A 21,974-nucleotide genomic window follows, 5' to 3' on the forward strand; every position below is an offset into this window, starting at 1 on the left:
GTAAATTAGAAAGTTAAGTTTAAATTAAGACCGACACTTCTTGTCGATGGCATTCCAAAAATTTCAACACCTTGTAAACCTTCTCCAGTACTCAATGCTACGTTCGGATCGAATGGAGCGTCTTTGTAAATAAAGAATAAATTTCTTGCGATTAACGAAACACTTAAAGAGTTTACAAACGGTAAAGTCTGCTTGTTAAATGTGTACCCTATCGAAACTTCTCTTACACTGATATTAGTTGCGTCGTAAACATATTCAGCAGTTGCACCTTGTCTACCACCAACTGAATCATAATAATCATAAGCAGTAATTGAAGTTATTGCTGTTCCATCAACAGAACTAACACCATTAATTGCCATATCGCCATTATTTCTAGCATCACCAGTAACCTTAGAAACACCTTTTTTATCCATAATAGCTTGAGTCAAACTAAGAACCTCTCCTCCAAAACGACCATCTAAAAGTACGTTAGCAGAGAAACTCCCTATTCTAAAAGTGTTTGACCAACCCAACATAAAGTCAGGATTCGCATTTCCAACTTCCACAAAATCTACTTCTTTTGTGATTTTTCCTTTATCGTCAATAATAATCCTTCCTTGATCATCTCTATTCATTCTTTTTCCTTCAATCACTCCAAAAGGTCTTCCTTCAGTAAGTGAATAACGATAATTAGTTGATCCCTCTGGAGTAAGAATAATTTTTCCTCCAAGATTCTCAGCAGGAATACTGTTTACCATACTTTTGTTGCTAGAGTAGTTTACCTTAGTTTCCCAATTAAACTTTTCAGACTTAATTATATCTGCGAATAAAACTAACTCTATACCTTTGTTAGAAATACTACCAGCATTAATAGCATAATTAGTATATCCAAATTTATTTGTTGATGGTGCCGGAACTTGTAAATACTGATTCTTTGTTTCTGAATCATAATAAGATAATTCAAAACCTAATCTATTATTGAACATTCTCCATTCTGTACCAACTTCAAACTCTGATTTCAACTCTGGCTTCAAAGTAGTTCCAGGCTTTGGACCTACTGGTGGATTAACGATAGAACCAGCAACAATTGTAGATGTTGGAGATGTAATAAAACCAGCAATATCATTACCAACTTGAGCATAAGTACCACGAATTTTACCAAAATTAATAAAATCAGGCATTTTAACCATATCACTTAATACAGCTGTCAAACCTACTGAAGGATAAAAGAAGCTTGAATTTTCAGTGTTAACCAAAGTAGAAGACCAGTCATTTCTAGCAGCGACGTCTAAAAATAAATAGTTGTTTAATCCAAAAGTTGTTGTTCCAAAAACAGACTGAACCTCTCTTTCTCCACCTGTTTCAAAATTTCCATTGTTAGATTGGAAGTTACCTACAGTAAAGACATTTGCATAAAACAAACCTCCACCAATTCCTGAATCCAAATTAACACCCAATTGCTGAGAATTATTGATACTTGTTCCAAACGCACCTGTAAATGAAATTTTATCAGATAAATCAGCATCAATTAAACCAATTAAATCGGCGTAATTTTGTATTCCAGTTAATGATGAATTAATATATCTACCATTTGCTTGTGCAAGTGAAGTAGTTGTAGTAGCGTGCATTCTTTTTTGATAGTTGTCTTCACTTCTATTATAACTGTAACGAGAAGTTAAGTTAAACCAACTATTCAATTTATAATCTAAAGCAATCGATCCATTAAAGAAATTATTAGTATCAACAGACTTTTGTCTATTAATTATCCAATATGGATTTTCATCACTATCACCAATTTTTAGTCCCTTGTAATCCTGAACCATCATATTTCTATCAGCATCAAACTGCTCATAATTTTTCAATTCATTCAAACTCACTCCTCTTGGATGTAAATAAACATTATTTACAGGATTGAAATAAAAACCATTAATTGGTCTGTTGTCTATATTCTGAGTTGTATAATTCCCAGAAACGGCAACATTTAATTTATCTTCAAAGAATTTTGCAGTTTGGCGTACACCAAAATTGTTTTTCTTTAAATGATTACCAGGTATAATACCAGAAGCATCAGTATTTGCATATGTCAAACTCGTTGAAGCACCTTCTGTTGCTTTTGAAAAAGACATAGATGTAATCTGAGTAACACCTGTGTTAAAAAAATCTTTAACGTTATCCTCAACTTTTTGTTTTGCGCCCCAAGTAAACAAATCGTCAGGAGCTGAAGTATAATCTGTTTGAAATTCTGGCAAATATGCAGCAGATTCAAAATTTGTAACCGAGTTTACATTAAATGTTTCAGTTCCAGCTTTAGCTTTTTTAGAACTTAACAATATAACCCCGTTAGCACCTTGACTACCGTATAATACAGAAGCTGCAGCACCTTTAAGAATTGTCATTCCATCATAATCGTCAGGATTGATTAAAGACACAACATCTCCACCGTCGCGATTACCACCATCTTTACTTCCAAAACTTTCATTTGGCTGAGCTGCTCCACCATTATACAAAGGAATACCATCAATTACATATAACGGTTGGTTATTTGTAAACGAAGAGTTACCACGTATAACAACTTTTGTAGATCCACCCGTACCAGATGAACTTTTTGTAATAGCTACACCAGCAATTTTACCAGCAACTGTATTTACAATATTCGCATCTTTTACACGAGTTAACTCTTCTCCCTTTAATTCTTGAGTAGAATATGTTAAAGCTTTCTTTTGTTTTTTAATACCTAAAGAAGTTACAACAACTTCGTTTAGTGCATTAGAAGCTCCTTGTTGCAATTGTACATTTACTGTATTAGCATCTGCAATAACAACTGTCTTTGTTTCCAAACCTACGTAAGAAAAAATTAAAGACTGTCCTTTTGATACTTCAATAGTAAAAGTACCATCAAAATCGGTAGAAGTACCATTACCTCCCCCTTGTACAGCAATAGACGCCCCTGGCAACGGCATTCCATCAGAATCTGTAACCACACCTTTGATACTCTTTACCTGCGCAAAAGAAACTTGCGCCGTAAAAACAATCATAAAGATTAAGAAAATTTTTTTCATGTTTAATTATTTTGTTAGTTATGGTGTAAATTTATTGTTAACGTATTCTTAAAAAAAATAAATTATACAAACTACCATACTTTTTCAACGAACGACATCAATCATTCAATAATGCGCTTTACGAAAACGTTTTCAAGTCTAAATTTACAGCAGTATTTATGAGTTTTTTTATGGAAAGAGGAAATAATAGTTATTAATTAATCGAAAAGCATAAAAAATAATTAACTCCATATTTTCAAAATAAAATTGAAAGCAGTAGTTGCACATGCTCAACCTACAGGAAATTACAAGTTTTTGATATCCTTTAACTATTTATGTCAAATGTTGCTAGATCTGTACTATTCATACAATACAATTACTACAAAATAGTCACTAAAAGGGTGGTGCATTCTAAAAGCCTAATATAAATCATGTCTTAGGAAAGTTCAGCTTTCAATTGTAATATGATTTATTACTGAAGAACCTTTTATTATAAAATAATGAAAATTAGCACAAATACCCAAATAAAAATAACCCACTATTGGGTATTCTATCAATCAGATGATTCAACTTAAGAGCCTTAGTAACGAAACAAACGACATAAAAACAACTACCAACATCATTATTCGACCTGTAAGCGTAGGAAAATATAGATAAAAAAATTCAAACTAATTTTAAATGCATTAAATTAAAAAAAACGTTTATAAAATGATTCAAATTCATTATTGTTGCAGTTGCAAAAGCAATATTAATTTTTTTAAAAGAGTAGATTGAGAAAAATAAAAGAAATGAAATTTGATATTAAGGTTCAGAATCACCTGTGGTTTTGGGGCGTTTATTTTTTACTTAATTTTTTGCGTTGGGGAGCTTACTTTAATGATTATCACTATTCTTTCAAGTCAAATTTGATAGAATTTTCACTACACGTTCCGCTTGTTTATTTTAATCTATTAATTCTTGTCCCAAAATATGTATTAAAATCAAAATACGCACAATATACAGTATGGTTGCTAGTTAGCTTGTTCGCTGTTTACTTACTAAAAACTGCACTTACTTACTATTTAATATCAGAAGACATTTGGCCAGAAGCTAACATCGAATACCATCCGTTTGAAATCAATCACATTGTGGCAGTTTGCATTGGAGAATTGTATGTTTTAGCGATGGCTTCTTCCGTATACCTCACCTTGACTTGGTTAAGGGAACGAGAACGCAATAGAGAATTGAGAGAAAATCAACTGAAAATAAAATTAAAATACCTTAAAAATCAGATACAGCCACATTTCTTTTTTAACACGCTTAATAACTTATACGCCTTATCATTAGAATCTTCTAAAAAAGTTCCAGATGTAATTTTAAAACTTTCGAAACTAATGGAATACGTTCTATATGATATAGAAAACACCAAATTTGTTCCACTTATCAAAGAAATTGACTATATTCAGAATTATATCGAAATAGAAAAATTACGTTTTAATAATGTAGATGTTTATTTCAATGTAGAATCTGATATAGATGAAGTTATGGTGCCGCCGCTAGTGTATATTTCTCTAATAGAGAATGCTTTTAAACATGGTGGTATAAAAAATGAAAATTTGATTATTAAAATAAATTGCAAAATTACAGCAGACAATTTACTTGATTTTGAAATCATTAATAATTTTGTAATTTCACATACTGAAAAGGAAAAAAAAGGAATTGGCTTAAAAAATACTAAGAAAAGATTACGCCTTTTATTTAGAGACAATTACACTTTAGAACATCAAATAAAGTTTAATTTTTTTATAATACGCGTGCAAATACCTATCTATAATGAAAATTAAGTGCGTCCTGGTAGACGATGAACCATTAGCTATCAAGGTTTTACAGACCTACTTTAATAATTTTGCTGACTTCGAAGTTATCGGCACTTTTAACAACGCCCTAGAAGCTCTCGATTTTATCAATTCAAATGCAGTTGATGCCGTATTCTTGGACATCAACATGCCTATGATGACTGGTTTTGAACTTATTAGCTTATTAGAAAATAAAACAAAAGTCATTATTACAACAGCTTTTAGAGAATTTGCGGCAGAAAGTTACGATTTGGAAGTCTTAGACTACTTAGTAAAACCTATTCCATTACCTCGTTTTATAAAATGTATTAATAAAATTACAGTAGAGTATAATTTAAAAAACAACATAAAAGTTGAGAATCGCCGCGCTGAACCTCACATTTTTATCAAAGTGGATAAAAAAATGATCAAGGTGAATATCGACGAAATTTTATTTGTAGAAGGAATGAAAGAATACATAAAGGTCATTACCAAAGACAAAACTTACATTACACATAAGTCTTTAACAGCACTCTCAGACGAATTGCCTGTCGATCGTTTCATGCGCATTCACAAATCTTATCTTATAGCTACGGACAAAGTGAAATCTATAGAAGGAAACCGCATTCAAATTCTCACTTATACCCTGCCAATTGGCCGAAATTACAGTAAAGAGGTTAAAAGTAAAATTTTGGACTAAGATTTATTTTTTCTAATATCTTAAAAAATAACACATTGTTGAAAAAATCGTGTCGTTGGTTTAAATTTAACATTATTTATGCCTTTTAATTTTTTTTTGAGACCGTTAACAAATATATTTACGGCCTACAAAAAACTATTTAAAATTACAATTTAACCTAATTACACTATGAATTCAGAAAATGTTCAGACCAAATGGGGGCAATTTATTTCTTTAATAATTGTCTTTTTCTTTTGGGGTTTTGTTGGTTCTGCCAATGACATCCTGATTCCAGTCTTCAAAAAAGTTTTTACACTGTCACAAGTTCAGTCACAATTAGTAGCTTGGGCTTTTTATGCGGCTTATTTTGTGGGTTCAATCATTTTCTTTTTAGTTTCAGTTAAAGTAGACGTTCTACAAAAATTTGGTTACAAAAAGACACTTTCTGCAGGATTACTTGTGTCTGCATTTGGTTCATTTTTATTCGTTCCCGCTGCTACAATGGAAAGTTTTGGTTTCTTTTTAACTGCTCTTTTTATCGTTGGATTAGGATTTTCAATACAACAAATTGTAGCCAATCCATTAGCCATTAAGATGGGTAGCCCTTCAACAGGAGCACACAGATTGACTTTAGCAGGAGGTATAAACTCCTTTGGAACAACAGTTGGAGCGATTTTATTAGGAATTGCATTGTTTGGAATGGGAGATAATAAAACTACAACACTTTCTTTAGAAGACATCAAATTGCCTTTCATTATTTTAGGAATTGCTTTTATCGTTGTGGCTATTTTTATGAACTTTTCTAAAATCGAAAACCCACCTAAAATTGAAGTTTCTAAAATTGAAGTAACACACGAAAAATTCAGTGTTTTCGATTATCCACAGTTATATTTAGGAATGTTAGCCATCTTCATTTATGTCGGTACAGAGGTGACAATCATTAGTAATTTACCCGCTTTATTACATACAAATGAATTCGGAAATATATTAGAAGACTCTATTTCTCCGTTTATTGCCCTGTATTGGGGAAGTTTAATGATCGGTCGTTGGAATGGTGGAGTAAATGTTTTCAATACTTCCAATTTAATTAATACAGCTCTTAAATTTATTGTACCAGCTTTGGCATTCGGTGTAATTATCGGAGCTAATATTTTTGCCGGTCATGATGTTTCTGCTTTTTATATTTACCCACTTTGGATTTTATTATTTATTGGTGTGAGTTTCGTAGGTGGTAAAAACGCAGGTAAAACCCTAATGCTTTTTGGAATATCAGGTTTAACTATGATGTTTGCAGGTTTAGTTTGTCCAGATCCATCAATTGCGAAATTTTTCTTTATATCAGGTGGTTTATTCTGTTCAATCATGTGGCCAGCTATTTTCGATTTAGCTATTGCTGGATTAGGAAAAAATACGGGAAAAGCATCTTCTTTCCTAATTATGATGATTCTTGGAGGTGGAGTTATTCCATTGGTACAAGGAGTTATTTGTGATTTAGATTTAACAAATCCAGAAGGAATATTAGGTATTACATATACACACTTCTCTTATATTGTACCTCTTCTTGGTTTTGCTTACTTAGCTTTTTATGGCTTCTATTGCCCTAAAATATTAAAAAGTCAAGGTGTAAGTCACGTTGAAGCTGAAACCGTAGGACACTAATACAGTCAAAAAAATTATAAAAAGTCCCGTTTATCTAAAAACGGGACTTTTTTTTTGCTTTCTCCACATCGCTGAGAATCGCGTATAAAATTTTTAATCGACCTAAGATTCAAATATCGCAAAAAAACGCCCTTATAGAATTTGACTTTAAAACATAAAAAAACCTCAATCTTACTTGAGGTTTTTTAAATTTAGATAAAATCTAAAATCTTATTTATTTCCTTTTTCAAAATCAGCAATAAATTGTGCCAATCCGATATCTGTTAATGGATGTTTTAACAAACCATAAATTGCAGAAAGAGGACCAGTCATAACATCAGCACCAATTTTTGCGCAATTTACAATGTGCATCGTATGACGTACAGAAGCAGCCAAAATCTGAGTTTCGTAACCGTAGTTATCGTATACTTCTCTAATTTCTTGAATCAAGTTCAAACCATCTGTAGAAACATCATCTAAACGACCAATAAATGGAGAAACATAAGTTGCACCCGCTTTAGCAGCCAATAATGCTTGCCCAACAGAAAATACCAAAGTTACATTTGTTCTCACTCCTTTGTCTGAGAAATATTTGGCAGCCATAATACCTTCTTTAGTCATTGGCAATTTTACGACAATTTGTTCGTGCAAATCAGCCAATTCCTCTCCTTCTTTCACCATTCCATCAAAATCCAAAGCATTTACTTCAGCACTCACATCACCTTCGACCAAATTACAGATATCCACATAATGCTTCAAAATGTTATTTTTTCCAGTAATTCCCTCTTTAGCCATCAACGACGGATTTGTAGTTACACCATCCAAAACACCCAAAGCTTGTGCTTCTTTAATCTGCGCTAAATTAGCCGTGTCAATAAAAAATTTCATATCTATATATTTAATTGTGTTCTTAATTGGGGCGTGACCCCATTTACAAAAGGCGTAATGTAGCAAATGTATATGGCGCGCCTTTTCTAAATACGGTCGGGCTATCCGTACTACTTCGGTAGTTTCCTGCTATCCCTCACGCAAAATCGCTGCAAAATTACAATTTATAATGATTCATCAACATTTTCTCATACATTTTATCCGGTAATGCTCTTTTTAAAACAATAGAAAACTTTTGCATAAAAGCCCCAATTTTATAATGTACGTTCGGTTTTTTAGTATTGATAATTTTATAAATACCTTCAGCCATTTCATTTGGATTACTGCCCGAATCCACATGTGTATTCATTTCTGCCAATGTTTCACCGTACACTTTTTCATAAGGAGAACCTTTTATAACTGGCGCATGAAAGCGACCTGCAGCAATATTAGTTGCAAAATCACCTGGTGCTACATTCGTCACTTCAATTCCAAAGGGTTTTACTTCCATTCGCAAAGCTTCAGTAACGAGTTCCAAAGCACCTTTAGACGCCGAATAAATACTGCGATATGGCAATCCCATATAAGCAGCAATCGAGGTAATGTTAATTATTAAACCTGATTTTTGAGTACGCATTTGTGGTAAAACGGCTTTAATTACTTCAATCGGACCATAAAAATTAGTCTCAAAATGATTCCGAATCTCTTCGGTTGGAATTTCTTCCAAAGGACCTGTAATTCCAACTCCTGCATTATTAATTACAATATCTAATCTACCTGAATTTTCGATTACTTGTGCAACGGCAGCAACAATCGAATTGCGATCGCGCACATCTAAAGCAACCAACGGAAAAATGGAGTTTAATACTTTCTCAGGGTTTCTGCTGGTTCCATAAACTACAAAACCTTTATGATGCAAAAACTCACCAATTGATTTACCAATTCCCGAAGAAGCTCCCGTAATTAATACTACTTTATTCATTTGGTATACTTATTAATTATTAGATTTTCAAAAGACAATCGCAATGACAAAAATAAAAGTGAACTATTATCTATCAGCTTAGTTCATGTTTCGTCCCAATAACTTCTGAATTTTTTAAAAACGAAACGTCCAAAAATAAAAAAATCTCCCCGAAGGAAGACTACAATTCTCATATTAAAAAAAATCTGATTCGAATGACTAACAGATAAAAAAAAATGGCAAGCGACCTACATCGCACCGCTCAACCACGTACCCTTGCTATGTTCCCATCCTGGGGGAGTCTGCAGGAGCTGGTCGTGTAGGACTTGCCGCTGCAAATATACAATCTTTTTATATTTGTGCAAGAGCTTTGCCCCGATAAAAATATCGTTGTATATTGGTATCTTTAAATTTATAACTATGAAAAATTATAACTTCCTAACTACCATCTTATTAGGAATCACAATGATTGGTTGCGGCGACACAAAAAAAGGTGAAAATTCTCTTTTCAACATCGATAATTCTGCTTTTCCAGCTCATTTTTCGACCTCTCAATCGGTTTCTCTAGGAGTTTTAAATCCGAAAGACAAGAAAATTGACAGTATTGTATATTATATCAATGATACTAAAGTAGGAACTGTAAGTAGTGCTACTCCGTTTAAATTTGAATTAAAAGACCAGAAGTTAGGATACCAAAACTTAAAAGCGATGGTTTTCTTTGGCGGTGAAAATTCTGATGCTACTGCTAGAATTGAAGTAATCTCAGATATTACTCCAAAATTAATGAAATACAAAATTGTAAATACATATCCACACGATAAAACTGCTTTTACAGAAGGTTTGGAGTTTTACAAAGACACTTTATATGAAAGTACTGGACAAAAAGGTACATCGTACTTTAGAAAATACGATTACAAAACTGGAAAAGTGTACCAAGAAGTAACAATGGATTCTAAGTATTTTGGAGAAGGAATTACAATCATCAACGACAAAATTTTTCAGTTGACTTGGCAAGAAAAAACAGGTTTTATCTACGATGCTAAAACATTAAAATTAGAAAAAACCTTTACGTACGACAAAGACATTGAAGGCTGGGGAATGACCAACGACGGAACATACATCTACTGTGGTGATGGGACAGAGAAAATCTGGAAAATGGATCCTAAAACACAAAAAATGGTCGATTATATCAATGTATATTCGGGACAATCGAAGATTAAACAAGTTAATGAACTGGAATTAATTGATGGTAAATTTTATGCTAACGTATGGCAAAAAGATGCTATCGCCGTTATCAATTCAACCTCTGGTGCTGTAGAAGGAATTCTTGACCTATCTGGTTTGCGAAAACTAGTTGATGTTACCGAAGAGGATGTATTGAACGGAATTGCATATAATCCTAAATCCAAAACTATTTTTGTAACAGGTAAAAATTGGGATAAAATGTTTGAAATTTCTGTTTCAGAATAAAAAAGCACCATGACAACACTACTGCTAAACATACAAGAATTACTGCAAGTACGCGAAACGTCGATAGCTAAAGTTTCTGGTGCTGAAATGGCTATTTTACCTACTTTGAAAAATGCGTATTTGGTACTTGAAAATGACATTATTTCTGATTTTGGTTTGATGGAAAATCTTCCTAAAATTAATGCAGACCTCACTATCGATGCTACTGGAAAAATCGTTTTACCTACTTGGTGTGACAGTCATACGCACATTGTCTATGCGGGCAATCGCGAAGGTGAATTTGTAGACCGTATCAACGGACTTTCATATGAAGAGATTGCCAATCGTGGTGGCGGAATTTTAAACTCGGCTCAAAAACTCAATGAAACTTTAGAAGAAGAGATTTATGAACAATCTAAAGTTCGTTTGGAAGAAGTGATGCATTTAGGGACTGGAGCTGTAGAAATAAAATCGGGTTATGGATTAACAGTCGAAGGCGAGTTAAAAATGCTTCGTGTCATTAAAAAATTAGCCCAAAATTACCCAATAACGATCAAATCGACTTTTTTAGGAGCACATGCCTACCCTACTCTTTTTAAAGACAACAAAAGAGGCTATATTGATTGTATGATCAATGAAATGTTGCCTCAAATAGTCAAAGAAAAGCTAGCACATTATGTGGATGTTTTTTGCGAAACGGGCTATTTTACGGTTGCAGAAACTGAAGAGATTATGATTGCTGGAATTCAACACGGATTAGAACCTAAAATTCACGTAAATCAATTCAATTCAATTGGTGGTATTCAAGTGGGAATAAAGTACAAAGCACTTTCGGTAGATCATCTCGAAGTAATGACGGATGACGATATAGAAGCACTTAAAAATAGCCACACAATGCCAGTAGCTTTACCATCTTGCTCTTATTTTTTAAGTATTCCGTATACGCCAGCGCGTAAAATGATTGCAGCAGGTTTACCCTTAGCTTTGGCTACCGATTTTAATCCGGGTTCTACACCGTCGGGAAACATGAATTTTGTGGTAGCTACAGCTTGTATCAAAATGAAAATGACGCCCCAAGAAGCCATCAATGCAGCTACAATTAACGGTGCTTATGCTATGGGAGTTTCAGAAACGCACGGAAGTATTACCAAGGGAAAAAAAGCGAACTTGATTTTAACCAAAGCAATTACTTCCTATTACCAATTGCCGTATGCTTTTGGAAGTAACTTAATTGAAGCGGTTTTTCTGGACGGAAAAATCATTTAATTCTCTTCTAAGGTTGATCCTCTTTCATTTTAATCACCATTTAAAAAAGAGAGTTACTAAAATATTTATAGTGCTATTTAATACATAGATTTTGTAAGCTTACAATAAACACTACTTTTTTTCTAAAATATACATACTATTGTATGCGATGAAATGTGTTTCTATATGGTAATTACTATATTAAGAACTGCATTCTATAGTTCATATTTAAAGAAACTTTTCAATTACAATAAAAAAAAATAGTTCCTTATAAAACATAAAAAAATCCCACCACTTTACAAATGATGGGATTTTTTTAGTGATACAAATAACTTAATCTAAAATAAAACTAACTGTTAAGTTTGATGTGATTTCGATTTCACCAAGTGCCAAAGTTTCTCTTGGTGCCACGTCGCTCATCTCTCTTTTTGCCATTGCAGCCATAAATATTGGTTGTGGTCTGTATACTTGTGAATTGTCTGAAATCAACAAGGCTTTACCTATTTTTTGACCCAAAACAGATACATAATCTTCTGCTTTTAATTTAGCATCTTTCATCGCTAATTTACGAGCTTGCGATTCGTGTTTGGCTAATTCTGAAGATTCAAAAGTTACATTGTCAATTCTATTGATTCCTTCATTCACTAATCCTTCCATCAATTCATCGTATTTATTCAAATCTTTCAATGAAATTTCAATAGTCTGAGTAGCATTATAGCTGTGTTTCTTTTTTTCGTAATCATATTGTGGATTCAAAGCAACTCGCTGCGTTTTAAAATCAGTCGCAGGAATATTCATCTTTTTAATGAATTTTAAAACGGCTTCAATTTTTTTATCGTTTTCTTTCTTAATTGTTTTAGCGTCATTTCCTTTGGTTTCAACTGTTGCTACAATAGTTGCTTCATCTGGAATAACTTTTACTTTTCCTTCTCCACTCACGCTAATTTGCGGAACTTGTTTGGTTTCTTGAGCGTAAGTCATTGTAGCAAATAATATCAATAATGCAGGTAGTACTTTTTTCATGTTAATTTAATTTTTAATGTTGTAGTTGTTTTAAACCAAAAGTTATGCCATTATAGCTTTCCTGCTTTTGCCATTGCAAACAAAATTACGATGGGTATGGCTAACAAAACCACCATAAGAGTGTTTGTGCTTAACATAGATGGTTCTTTTAGCAAAGTGATAAGATAACCCCCAATTGCTCCACCAAAGTGAGCGGTATGCCCAATATTATCATTTTTAGCTCTCATTCCGTAAATAGAATATAATAAATATCCTATTCCGAATAAATACGCTGGCATCGGAATAATAAAGAAGATTCCCAACATCATATCGGGTTGCAACAAAATAGCCGAATACAAAATTCCGGTTACTGCTCCAGATGCACCAACTGCTCGATAATTGTAGTCGTTTTTATGAAACATCATCGTCAATAAACTTCCAAAAATCAAACTTGCAATGTAAATCAATCCAAAAGAAAAATTACCTAAATAATTAATAACTACGGGTGCAAAAAACCAAAGCGTTAGCATATTAAAAAAAAGATGCATCATGTCTACGTGTAAAAAACCAGACGAAAACATTCGGATTTGTTCACCTGCTCGTATGCTACCTACATGGAACTCATATTTTCTAAAAAAAGCAAGATCATTAAAACCTTTGTAACTAATTAATACGTTGGCTACAATTATTCCGATCAAAATAGTATTCATATTTTTAATAAATTTTAAGGGTAAAGATAATCATTCCAATAAACAATGCGGAACATTATAAAAGAGAGTCTGCTTTGCTTTTTTAAATTATATTTGTAAAAAAAACGCTTTATGCAATTTCTAGTTTACCTTATTGCCTATCCTTTTTTATGGCTTATTTCGATACTTCCATTTCCTATATTTTATTTATTTTCTGACTTTGTTTACTTTCTCATTTATTATGTTGTAGGATATAGAAAAAAAGTAGTCCGTGAAAATTTGGTATTAGCATTACCGCATCTTTCAGATAAAGAACTTTTGGTTATCGAGAAAAAATTCTACCAACACATGTGTGATATGTTTTTAGAAATGATTAAAACGATGACTATTTCTCACGAGGAAATGAGCAAACGCTTTAAATTGATGAATATCGAAGTGGTAAAAGAATATGAAAATCGAGGTAAAAGTATTATTTTATTTGCCTCTCATTATGCTAGTTTTGAATGGCTGTTGACTTTAAACTCACAAACTAAATTTAAAGGAGTTGGTGTTTATAAAAAAATAGCCAATCCTTATTTTGATAAATTAGTTCGAAAAATTCGTTCAGAATATGGTACTGATTTAGCCGAAACCCGACATGCCATTCCGATGATGGCTAAAAATGCCAAACAAACCGAAATCATGTACGCATACGGTTTAGTAAGTGACCAATCGCCAAAACTAGATAAAGCAGTGTACTGGAATAAATTTTTAGGTATCGAAGTTCCTATTCATACTGGAGCCGAAATGTTAGCCAAAAGATATGATTTGGACTCTATATTTATAAAAGTAAAAAAAGTTAAACGAGGTTATTACGAAGCTACTTTTGTTCCTGTTTGCGATAATCCAAGAGAAGCAGCAGAGCATGAAATTACAGACACCTACACAAAAATGGTGGAGCAACAAATTATAGAAGCACCCGAATATTACTTATGGACACACAAGCGTTTTAAACACCGACGTTAATTTCAATTGACATAAATAGAAAAACGAATACTGCTCAAATCGAGAAGTATTCGTTTTTTCATTTAAATTATACAAAACACTAAAATTAAGATTTGCTTAAGTTGATTATGCTAACAAAATAGGTCTTATTTTAGTACGTTATAAACAGATAACCTAAAAGCAGTACTATGCTTCAAAAAATTGTAATTTCGATCTGTATTCTTTTTATTTCTATAAAGACAATCGCACAAAGTGCGGTGGTTGATACTTTAAAAGTAGATACCATTAGTTCTTTAAAATTCAATTATAAACAACTTATTGTTCCGAGTATTTTAATTGGGTACGGTGTTATTGGTATAGAAAGCGATCAAATTAAAGATTTTAATGACCAAATTAAGACAGAAGTAAATGAACATATTGATACTAAAATAAGTGTTGATGACTTTTCTCAATATGCACCTGCTGCTTCTGTATATGTCCTGAATGCATTTGGTGTAAAAGGTAAAAATGATTTGCGTGATCGAAGTGTGATTTTTGCCACTTCCTATCTAATTATGGCTTCTACAATTTTAGGTTTAAAATCAGTTACTCATGTAACAAGACCTGACGGAAGCTCCAACAACTCTTTTCCATCGGGACATACAGCCACTGCTTTTGCAGGTGCCGAATTTTTGTACCAAGAATACAAAGACCAATCAATTTGGTACGGAATTGCAGGATATGCCGTTGCCACTGGGACGGGTTTATTCCGAATTTATAACGATCGCCATTGGCTAACTGATGTTGCCGCTGGTGCTGGAATTGGAATCATAAGTACCAAAATTGCTTATTGGGTTAATCCGTATTTGACTCGAAAACTATTCAAATCTACAGATGCCAATTCAACTTCGATAATTAGTCCTTTTTATAACGGTCAACAGTATGGCTTGAGTTTTGTCAAAACTTTTTAATTATGAAATTCCTCGAACGGTATTTTTAATCTCCATAACATCTCTTTTTACTTCCATCAACAATTCTTTCACACTTTGCGTTTCGTTTAATTCTTGACGTTTGTCGCTGCGACCAATATTGCAATGGTATTCCCATATCTCAATAATATCAGAAGCTCTAACTTCATAATTTGGATAAAAACGATTGTCCGATTCTAAAACCAAAGCATTTTTTTTATTTTTATTGAGTCGTTTGTAAACCATTCCTTCATTTTTAGTAATCAAAATATAGGTTTTACCATCCATTACCTCTCCTAAACTTTCAATGTAACGACCAATAATAATACTCCCTTCTGCATGCGGCGGCATCGAATCGCCTTCTACCGGAAACCCTCTGTATTTACCCGCTCCTAAAAACGGTAACGAAATCTGCTGTAAATTTTCAATATATTCAGGATCGGCATAGCCATTTAAATAACCCGCTTTTACTTTTTGGGTAACGACTTCTATACAATTTTCTCCTTCTTGATCTACCTGTATGGGCAAAACAAGTCGGTTGTTTTCGAGTTTCAACAAATCTTGCATGTCAATTTTACGCACATCAACCGATAATAATAAGTCGATACTAATGTGGTAATAAAAGGCGATTTTCTTTAAAATATCATATGGCGCTTCCGAAGTTCCATCTTCATATTTTACATACCTACCCCGAGTAATCAAGAGGCTTTCGGCTAGCTTTTCCTGTGATACTTTATCCTTTAAACGCAGTGCTCTGATATTGTCTGAAAATAATGACATAACTATTTTGTTACAATTTATAACAGCAAATGTAATCAATTTTGTTATAATCTGTACTAGTTTTGTCGTTTACAAAAACAACTAAAATGGCACGTGCAATTGTACACATGGATTTGGATACTTTTTTTGTATCCTGCGAAAGACGCACCAACTCGCAACTAGACGGCATTCCTTTAATTATAGGAGGTGGCGATCGTGGCGTGGTGGCTTCTTGCTCCTATGAAGCACGCCGTTTTGGAGTCCGCTCGGCAATGCCCATACAAATGGCGATGAAATTGTGTCCACAAGCTAAAATTATCAAAGGCGATATGGAATTGTACTCCAAATTGTCCCATGATGTTACTCAGGTTATTCAAGAAAAAGCACCGATTATGGAAAAAGCGAGTATCGACGAATTCTATCTGGACATTACAGGAATGGATCGTTTTCACGGAAGTTACAAATGGACCAATGAACTCGCAGAAGCGGTAATTAAAGAAACAGGATTGCCAATTAGTTTTGCTTTATCAGTCAATAAAACAGTTTCTAAAATTGCTACGGGAGAAGGAAAACCCAGAGGAAATCTGGAAATTCTAGAACCCAATGTACAAGCTTTTTTGAATCCGTTGTCCATCCAAAAAATACCTATGGTGGGAACTGTTACTTTTCAATTGTTGTCTAGAATTGGCATTCGAAACATACAAACTTTGTCTGAAATGCCAGCCGAAGTGCTCCAAAGAATGATTGGGAAAAATGGCCTAGAATTGTGGAAAAAAGCCAACGGAATTGACCTGAATCCAGTACAACCTTATACCGAAAGAAAATCTATTTCTACTGAACATACATTTTCTCAAGACACGATAGACATTGCCAAACTGAAATCAATATTAGTAGGAATGGTCGAAAAACTAGCCTTTCAACTTCGCTCAGAAGAATGGTTGACCTCGACTGTTGTGGTAAAAATACGATACGCCAACTTTGACACCGAGACCAAACAAACTAAAATTGCCTATACCTCTGCCGATCATTTATTGACCAAAAATGTAATTGATCTTTTTGACAAACTCTACCAGCGTCGCATGCGGTTGCGATTAATTGGTATTCGCTTTAGCGGATTGGTGCGCGGGACTTATCAAATTGACCTTTTTGAAGACACGCAAGAAATGCTATCGCTCTATGCCGCAATGGATAAAATGAAAAGTCGGTATGGTTTTGACGCCGTAATGCGTTGCGCTGGCGCATCCTTTAAGCCCAATACTAAAAATGAAATTTTAAAACGCAAATTCTAAAATAATTCCAATATCATGTACCTCAATTGTCATTCTTTTCATTCGTTGCGCTACGGCACTATTCCGCTTCAAGACCTCATCAGTCAAGCGGTAAATTGTGGCGTAAAAACAATGGCGTTGACTGATATTAATACCGTAACCGGAATATATGATTTTATAAAAGGTTGCGAACTAGTGGGAATAAAACCTCTGGTAGGAATAGAATTTCGTTCTGAACAGCAATTGCGTTACATTGGTTTGGCTAAAAATGCCAGCGGATTAGCCGAAATGAATCGCTTCTTGACCAAACACAATTTTAGCGGAGCACCTTTGCCAATAATTGCTCCCGAATTCAAGTCCGTTTTTATTATTTATCCTTTAGAAAAAGCACCTGAAACATTACGGGAAAATGAATTTATAGGAATGACACCCGAAGATTTACCCAAACTTTTTCATCTGAAATACCAAAGTAGAAAAGCACAAATGGTGGTTCTAAAACCAGTGACTTTTAGAACTAAAAAAGAGTACAATTTGCATAAAATATTAAGAGCAATTGACACCAACTCTCTTTTGTCTAAACTTACTGAAAGTGATTATTGCAAACTTTCTGAAGTGATGGTTCCGCTCGACTCAGTTTTAGAAACCTACGAAAATTATCCAGAACTGATTGCCAATACCGAACGAATTAGTGCGGAATGCAATTTTAACTACGATTTTAAAACACCCAAAAACAAAAAATTCTATACCGCCAATCGCAAAACTGACTTGGCATTGTTAACTACTTTGGCGCATCAAGGATTGATTTGGCGTTATGGTGCCAATAATATTCCTGCTCAAGAAAGAGTTGAAAAAGAGTTAAAAGTAATTGATGAATTGCAGTTTAGCGGTTATTTTTTAATCACTTGGGATATTATTCGCTACAGCAACAGCCGCGGATTCATGCACATTGGACGTGGCAGCGGCGCCAATAGCATCATCGCTTATTGTTTGGGCATTACTGATATTTGCCCGCTAGAACTCGACTTGTATTTTGAACGATTCTTGAATATCAATCGCAAAAGTCCGCCCGATTTTGATATTGATTGGAGTTGGAAAGAGCGTGATACTATTTTAGAATATATTTTTAACCGTTACGGCTATGAAAATGTGGCTTTTTGCGGCACCAATGTCGAATTTAAATACCGTTCGATCTTTAGAGAAGTAGGCAAAGTATTCGGACTTCCGAAAGAGGAACTCGACAAATTGGCCAAAAATCCCATGAATTTACACGAAAGTAATTCGGTTGTAAAATACGTACAAGAATACGGGATGTTATTAGAGAAATATCCCAACCAACGGAGCATGCACTCCTGTGGTATTATCATTTCTGAAGAACCAATCACCAACTACACGCCTTTAGAAATGCCGCCGAAAGGGTTTCCTATTGTGCTTTTTGACATGCACGTCGCTGAAGATATTGGTTTTGAAAAGTTCGATATTTTAAGCCAACGCGGTATTGGACATATTGATGACACCGTAAAACTAATCGAGAAAAACAGGGGAATTCGCGTCAATATTAGAGATACTTCGCTTTCTAAAAATGAAGCTTTGTGCAATATTTTTTTAGCACAAGGCAAAACGATTGGTTGTTTTTATATCGAAAGTCCTGCGATGCGTGGTTTGTTGCGCCGTTTGAGTTGCGACAATTACAAAGTTTTGGTTGCCGCTTCTTCGATCATTCGTCCTGGAGTGGCGCAATCGGGTATGATGAAAGAATACATTTTCAGACACAACCATCCCACAAAATTTGAATATTTTCATAAAGTATTCGAAGAACAACTGGGCGAAACTTACGGCATTATGGTTTATCAGGAAGATGTGATCAAAATTGCCTTGCATTATGGTGGACTTCCCGCTGCCGATGGTGATATTCTGCGTCGGGCGATGAGTGGCAAGGGCCGTTCTTTGCAAGCTTTACAAAATGTAAAAGATAACTTTTTTGCGAGTTGTGCCCAAAAAGGGCATCCTGTAAAACTTAGTGAAGAAATTTACCGTCAGATTGAATCTTTTGCGGGCTATTCTTTTTGCAAAGCGCATTCGGCTTCTTATGCGGTAGAAAGTTACCAAAGTTTGTATCTAAAAGTCCATTATCCTGTAGAGTTTATGGTCGCTGTGATCAACAATCAAGGTGGTTTTTACAGAACCGAAGTCTATGTACACGAAGCACGCATGGCGGGAGGAAAAATTGAAAATCCATGTGTGAATAATAGTGATTTAGAAACCACAGTTAGTGGAACTCTTATTTATTTAGGGTTTATGCAATTGATGGGTTTAGATTCTAAAATGACCTCGTTTATCGTTTCGGATCGTGCTAAAAACGGACTTTTTATTTCTTTAGAAGATTTCATCAATCGGATACCGATGGGAATTGAAGGAATCAAAGTTTTAATTTTTATCGGCGCTTTTCGTTTTACAACCAAAACCAAAAACCAACTTTTAGTAATCGCTAGTTTACTGTTGAACAATTTTAAACCTGAGAATCGCAGTTTATTATTGATGCAAGAACCCGTAAAAGACTATAAACTCCCTACCCTAGAACGTTCTTTTTTTGAAGATGCTTTTGATGAAATAGAACTTTTGAGTTTTCCTGTTTCTTGTAGTCCTTTTGATCTATTACAAACCACACATCGCGGCGATATTATGGCAAAAGATTTGATTTTACACCATAAAAAACAAGTGCGCATGCTGGCTTATCTTATTTCTAGAAAACACGTTCCTACCAAAAGGGGTGCGATGTATTTTGGCACTTGGATCGATCATGAAGGTTCATATTTTGACACTGTCCATTTTCCAGATAATTTAGTGCATTATCCATTTCAAGGAGGTGGCTGTTATTTGCTTCTGGGAACAGTCGAAGTTGATTATCATTTTCCAACGGTTACTATAAATAAAATGGCGAAAATGCCTTTTATTGCCGATCCGAGGTACAGTAATTCTGAAGACCATCAATTTAAAACCCAACAAAAACTAAAAGAAGATGTAAGTAATACACAAAGAGCGCCGTATCCGCAAGAGCATGAAATTGGATTGCCAAGATATAAAATGAAAGTATAGATGTACTTCTAGCTAAATTATTTTATACAGAAATCGTAAGTGTTTAAAATTAATCTTTAAAGAAAAAAGTAATGCAATTATTTAACGATACAGCACTTTTTACTTCAGGTACAAAAGGTACAGTAACATTTGATTTGCCAGATGCTGAGTTACTATTGATCGATAATTTTTTTAGTAAAGACGAAGCGGATTATTATTACGAACAAATGCTACATCAAACCAAATGGAAAGCATACGAAATGACGCTATTCGAAAAAAACGTAACAGCTCCCAGAATGATTGCGTGGTACGAAGACAAGAATAATATAGATTGCAATACCGAAGTTTCCGATTGGACTCCCGAATTGCTCACTATTAGAAAACGGGTCGAAGACCAAACGGCAGTTGCGTTCAATAGTGTACTGCTAAATTTGTACAGAGATGGTAACGATGGCGTGGCTTGGCACAGCGACAAAGAACACAATTCGGGCAAAAACCCCACAATTGCATCGGTGACTTTTGGAGAAACACGGCTGTTTCGTTTGCGGCATAAATTTAACAAAGACCAAAAACAAGTTGAAATTCCGTTGCATCACGGTTCTTTTCTTTTAATGTCGGGAACAACAAACAGTTTTTGGCAGCATCAAGTTCCCAAAACAGCGCGAGAAGTCTTACCAAGAATTAATTTAACATTTAGACAAACCAATAGAAATTTACAGCAATCAAAAATGCAACATTTAGATCAAACCATGAAGTTATACTAAAATTTAGTCCATTATAAATTTTAATAAAGTAAGTTTAATTTTGCGAATCAAAGCTTTATATCGCTAAAACTAGGTTATAAATAAAATTAGAACTAGGAGTTAAAGTAACAAATACTTCCTTCTAAAACTTTAAAAAAACATTAAAATAAACTTTTTAAACACAAAAATGACTTGATAAATAACCCTTAACGGAGAAAAGGAATTGTTGTTGATTCTTTTCCGTAGGCAGCAGCTTTCTTTTTCACTACTTTTGAAAACTTTTTCACACCAATTTATTACTACAATGGCATACTCAAATACAGATTTAACGCGATTTTTAGAGGCTCAAAACAAAATGTATCTTAATGCTTTGGCAGAACTTACCAAAGGAAAAAAAGAAACGCATTGGATGTGGTTTATCTTTCCTCAAATCAAAGGACTGGGATCGAGCGATACTTCTGTTCTTTACGCTATTGCAAACGTAAAAGAAGCAGAAGCATTTTTAGCACACCCTATTTTAGGCAAGCATTTTATAGAGATTTCAGAATTACTATTGACTTTAAAAAGAAAATCAGCAGAAGGTATTTTTGGAGATTTAAATGCTCGAAAGTTACGTTCTTCTATGACACTTTTTAGTGTTTTAGAAAATACGCATCCTATTTTTCAGGAAATCTTAGATGCATTTTTCTCTGGTAATTTAGACTCTAAAACTTTGTCAATAATCGAAAGTGAACAAACCGAAGCTATTCCGACCGAAACTGCCGAATTTTAAAACATAGATTCTGTCTTAAACATAAAACGATCGTTAAAAGTCACTATCTTTATTTTTATAAAAAAATA

At 33.9% G+C, this 21,974-nt stretch carries 17 protein-coding genes and 1 other RNA gene; 11 read left to right on the forward strand and 7 right to left on the reverse strand.

The window, feature by feature from the left end:
• Window positions 1-5: 5 nt before the first annotated feature.
• Window positions 6-3,038: a SusC/RagA family TonB-linked outer membrane protein gene (locus AP058_RS07405; protein WP_066308628.1), complete on the reverse strand. Its 3,033-nt coding sequence runs from the start codon at window positions 3,036-3,038 to the stop codon at window positions 6-8.
• Between the two features lie 749 nt (window positions 3,039-3,787).
• Here AP058_RS07405 and AP058_RS07410 point away from each other — a divergent pair.
• The 3 genes from AP058_RS07410 to AP058_RS07420 all read left to right on the forward strand — a co-directional run bounded on the left by AP058_RS07410 (window position 3,788) and on the right by AP058_RS07420 (window position 7,169).
• Window positions 3,788-4,840 (forward strand): sensor histidine kinase, encoded by a 1,053-nt coding sequence (locus AP058_RS07410; RefSeq protein WP_066308631.1) that lies wholly within the window; start codon window positions 3,788-3,790, stop codon window positions 4,838-4,840.
• Window positions 4,830-5,531, forward strand: a complete 702-nt coding sequence (locus tag AP058_RS07415) for a LytTR family DNA-binding domain-containing protein (RefSeq protein ID WP_066308632.1) — start codon at window positions 4,830-4,832, stop codon at window positions 5,529-5,531. The genes AP058_RS07410 and AP058_RS07415 overlap by 11 nt, the downstream gene beginning before the upstream one ends.
• Window positions 5,532-5,699: 168 nt before the next feature.
• Complete coding sequence (locus AP058_RS07420; protein WP_066308633.1) at window positions 5,700-7,169, forward strand: MFS transporter; 1,470 nt, start codon at window positions 5,700-5,702, stop codon at window positions 7,167-7,169.
• A 210-nt stretch (window positions 7,170-7,379) separates the two neighbouring features.
• Here AP058_RS07420 and fsa read toward each other — a convergent pair whose 3' ends face one another.
• The 3 genes from fsa to ffs all read right to left on the reverse strand — a co-directional run bounded on the left by fsa (window position 7,380) and on the right by ffs (window position 9,308).
• Entirely contained in the window at window positions 7,380-8,036 is a 657-nt protein-coding gene (gene fsa, locus AP058_RS07425; protein ID WP_066308634.1) for a fructose-6-phosphate aldolase, read from the reverse strand.
• Between the two features lie 157 nt (window positions 8,037-8,193).
• Entirely contained in the window at window positions 8,194-8,997 is an 804-nt protein-coding gene (locus tag AP058_RS07430; protein ID WP_066308638.1) for an SDR family oxidoreductase, read from the reverse strand.
• Window positions 8,998-9,210: 213 nt separating this feature from the next.
• An RNA gene (ffs, locus tag AP058_RS07435) (signal recognition particle sRNA small type) lies at window positions 9,211-9,308 on the reverse strand.
• A gap of 88 nt (window positions 9,309-9,396) precedes the next feature.
• On the opposite strand from ffs, the gene AP058_RS07440 reads away from it, so the two are divergent.
• Window positions 9,397-10,446, forward strand: a complete 1,050-nt coding sequence (locus tag AP058_RS07440; RefSeq protein WP_066308642.1) for a glutaminyl-peptide cyclotransferase — start codon at window positions 9,397-9,399, stop codon at window positions 10,444-10,446.
• 9 nt (window positions 10,447-10,455) lie between these two features.
• A complete protein-coding gene (gene hutI, locus AP058_RS07445) occupies window positions 10,456-11,691 on the forward strand; it encodes an imidazolonepropionase (RefSeq protein WP_066308645.1) in 1,236 nt (411 codons plus the stop codon).
• Between the two features lie 312 nt (window positions 11,692-12,003).
• Here the strand turns inward: hutI and AP058_RS07450 are convergent, their stop codons facing one another.
• Both AP058_RS07450 and AP058_RS07455 read right to left on the reverse strand, forming a co-directional pair.
• A complete protein-coding gene (locus AP058_RS07450; RefSeq protein ID WP_066308648.1) occupies window positions 12,004-12,693 on the reverse strand; it encodes an SIMPL domain-containing protein in 690 nt (229 codons plus the stop codon).
• A gap of 50 nt (window positions 12,694-12,743) precedes the next feature.
• The gene (locus tag AP058_RS07455; protein WP_066308652.1) at window positions 12,744-13,382 is read right to left on the reverse strand and encodes a rhomboid family intramembrane serine protease; all 639 of its coding nucleotides are present in this window, start codon (window positions 13,380-13,382) and stop codon (window positions 12,744-12,746) included.
• Between the two features lie 111 nt (window positions 13,383-13,493).
• Between AP058_RS07455 and AP058_RS07460 the strand changes: the two genes are divergently transcribed.
• Together AP058_RS07460 and AP058_RS07465 are read left to right on the forward strand one after the other, a co-directional pair.
• Entirely contained in the window at window positions 13,494-14,366 is an 873-nt protein-coding gene (locus tag AP058_RS07460; protein ID WP_066308654.1) for a lysophospholipid acyltransferase family protein, read from the forward strand.
• A 167-nt stretch (window positions 14,367-14,533) separates the two neighbouring features.
• A complete protein-coding gene (locus AP058_RS07465) occupies window positions 14,534-15,295 on the forward strand; it encodes a phosphatase PAP2 family protein (RefSeq protein WP_066308662.1) in 762 nt (253 codons plus the stop codon).
• On the opposite strand, the gene AP058_RS07470 is transcribed toward AP058_RS07465, so the two are convergent.
• The gene (locus AP058_RS07470) at window positions 15,296-16,072 is read right to left on the reverse strand and encodes a LexA family transcriptional regulator (RefSeq protein WP_066308665.1); all 777 of its coding nucleotides are present in this window, start codon (window positions 16,070-16,072) and stop codon (window positions 15,296-15,298) included.
• A gap of 86 nt (window positions 16,073-16,158) precedes the next feature.
• Between AP058_RS07470 and dinB the strand changes: the two genes are divergently transcribed.
• The 4 genes from dinB (at window position 16,159) to AP058_RS07490 (ending at window position 21,906) form a co-directional block, all read left to right on the forward strand.
• Window positions 16,159-17,340, forward strand: coding sequence for a DNA polymerase IV (gene dinB, locus AP058_RS07475; protein WP_066308668.1), 1,182 nt, complete (start codon window positions 16,159-16,161; stop codon window positions 17,338-17,340).
• A 15-nt stretch (window positions 17,341-17,355) separates the two neighbouring features.
• On the forward strand, window positions 17,356-20,412 hold the full coding sequence (locus tag AP058_RS07480) for a DNA polymerase III subunit alpha (protein ID WP_066308674.1): 3,057 nt from the start codon (window positions 17,356-17,358) through the stop codon (window positions 20,410-20,412).
• 71 nt (window positions 20,413-20,483) lie between these two features.
• Window positions 20,484-21,155 (forward strand): alpha-ketoglutarate-dependent dioxygenase AlkB, encoded by a 672-nt coding sequence (locus AP058_RS07485; RefSeq protein ID WP_066308676.1) that lies wholly within the window; start codon window positions 20,484-20,486, stop codon window positions 21,153-21,155.
• Between the two features lie 283 nt (window positions 21,156-21,438).
• On the forward strand, window positions 21,439-21,906 hold the full coding sequence (locus tag AP058_RS07490; RefSeq protein ID WP_066308678.1) for a DUF1810 domain-containing protein: 468 nt from the start codon (window positions 21,439-21,441) through the stop codon (window positions 21,904-21,906).
• Window positions 21,907-21,974: the final 68 nt, after the last annotated feature.

Origin of the sequence: Flavobacterium sp. TAB 87 (genome assembly GCF_001529295.1) — a bacterium.
Classification (GTDB): domain Bacteria; phylum Bacteroidota; class Bacteroidia; order Flavobacteriales; family Flavobacteriaceae; genus Flavobacterium.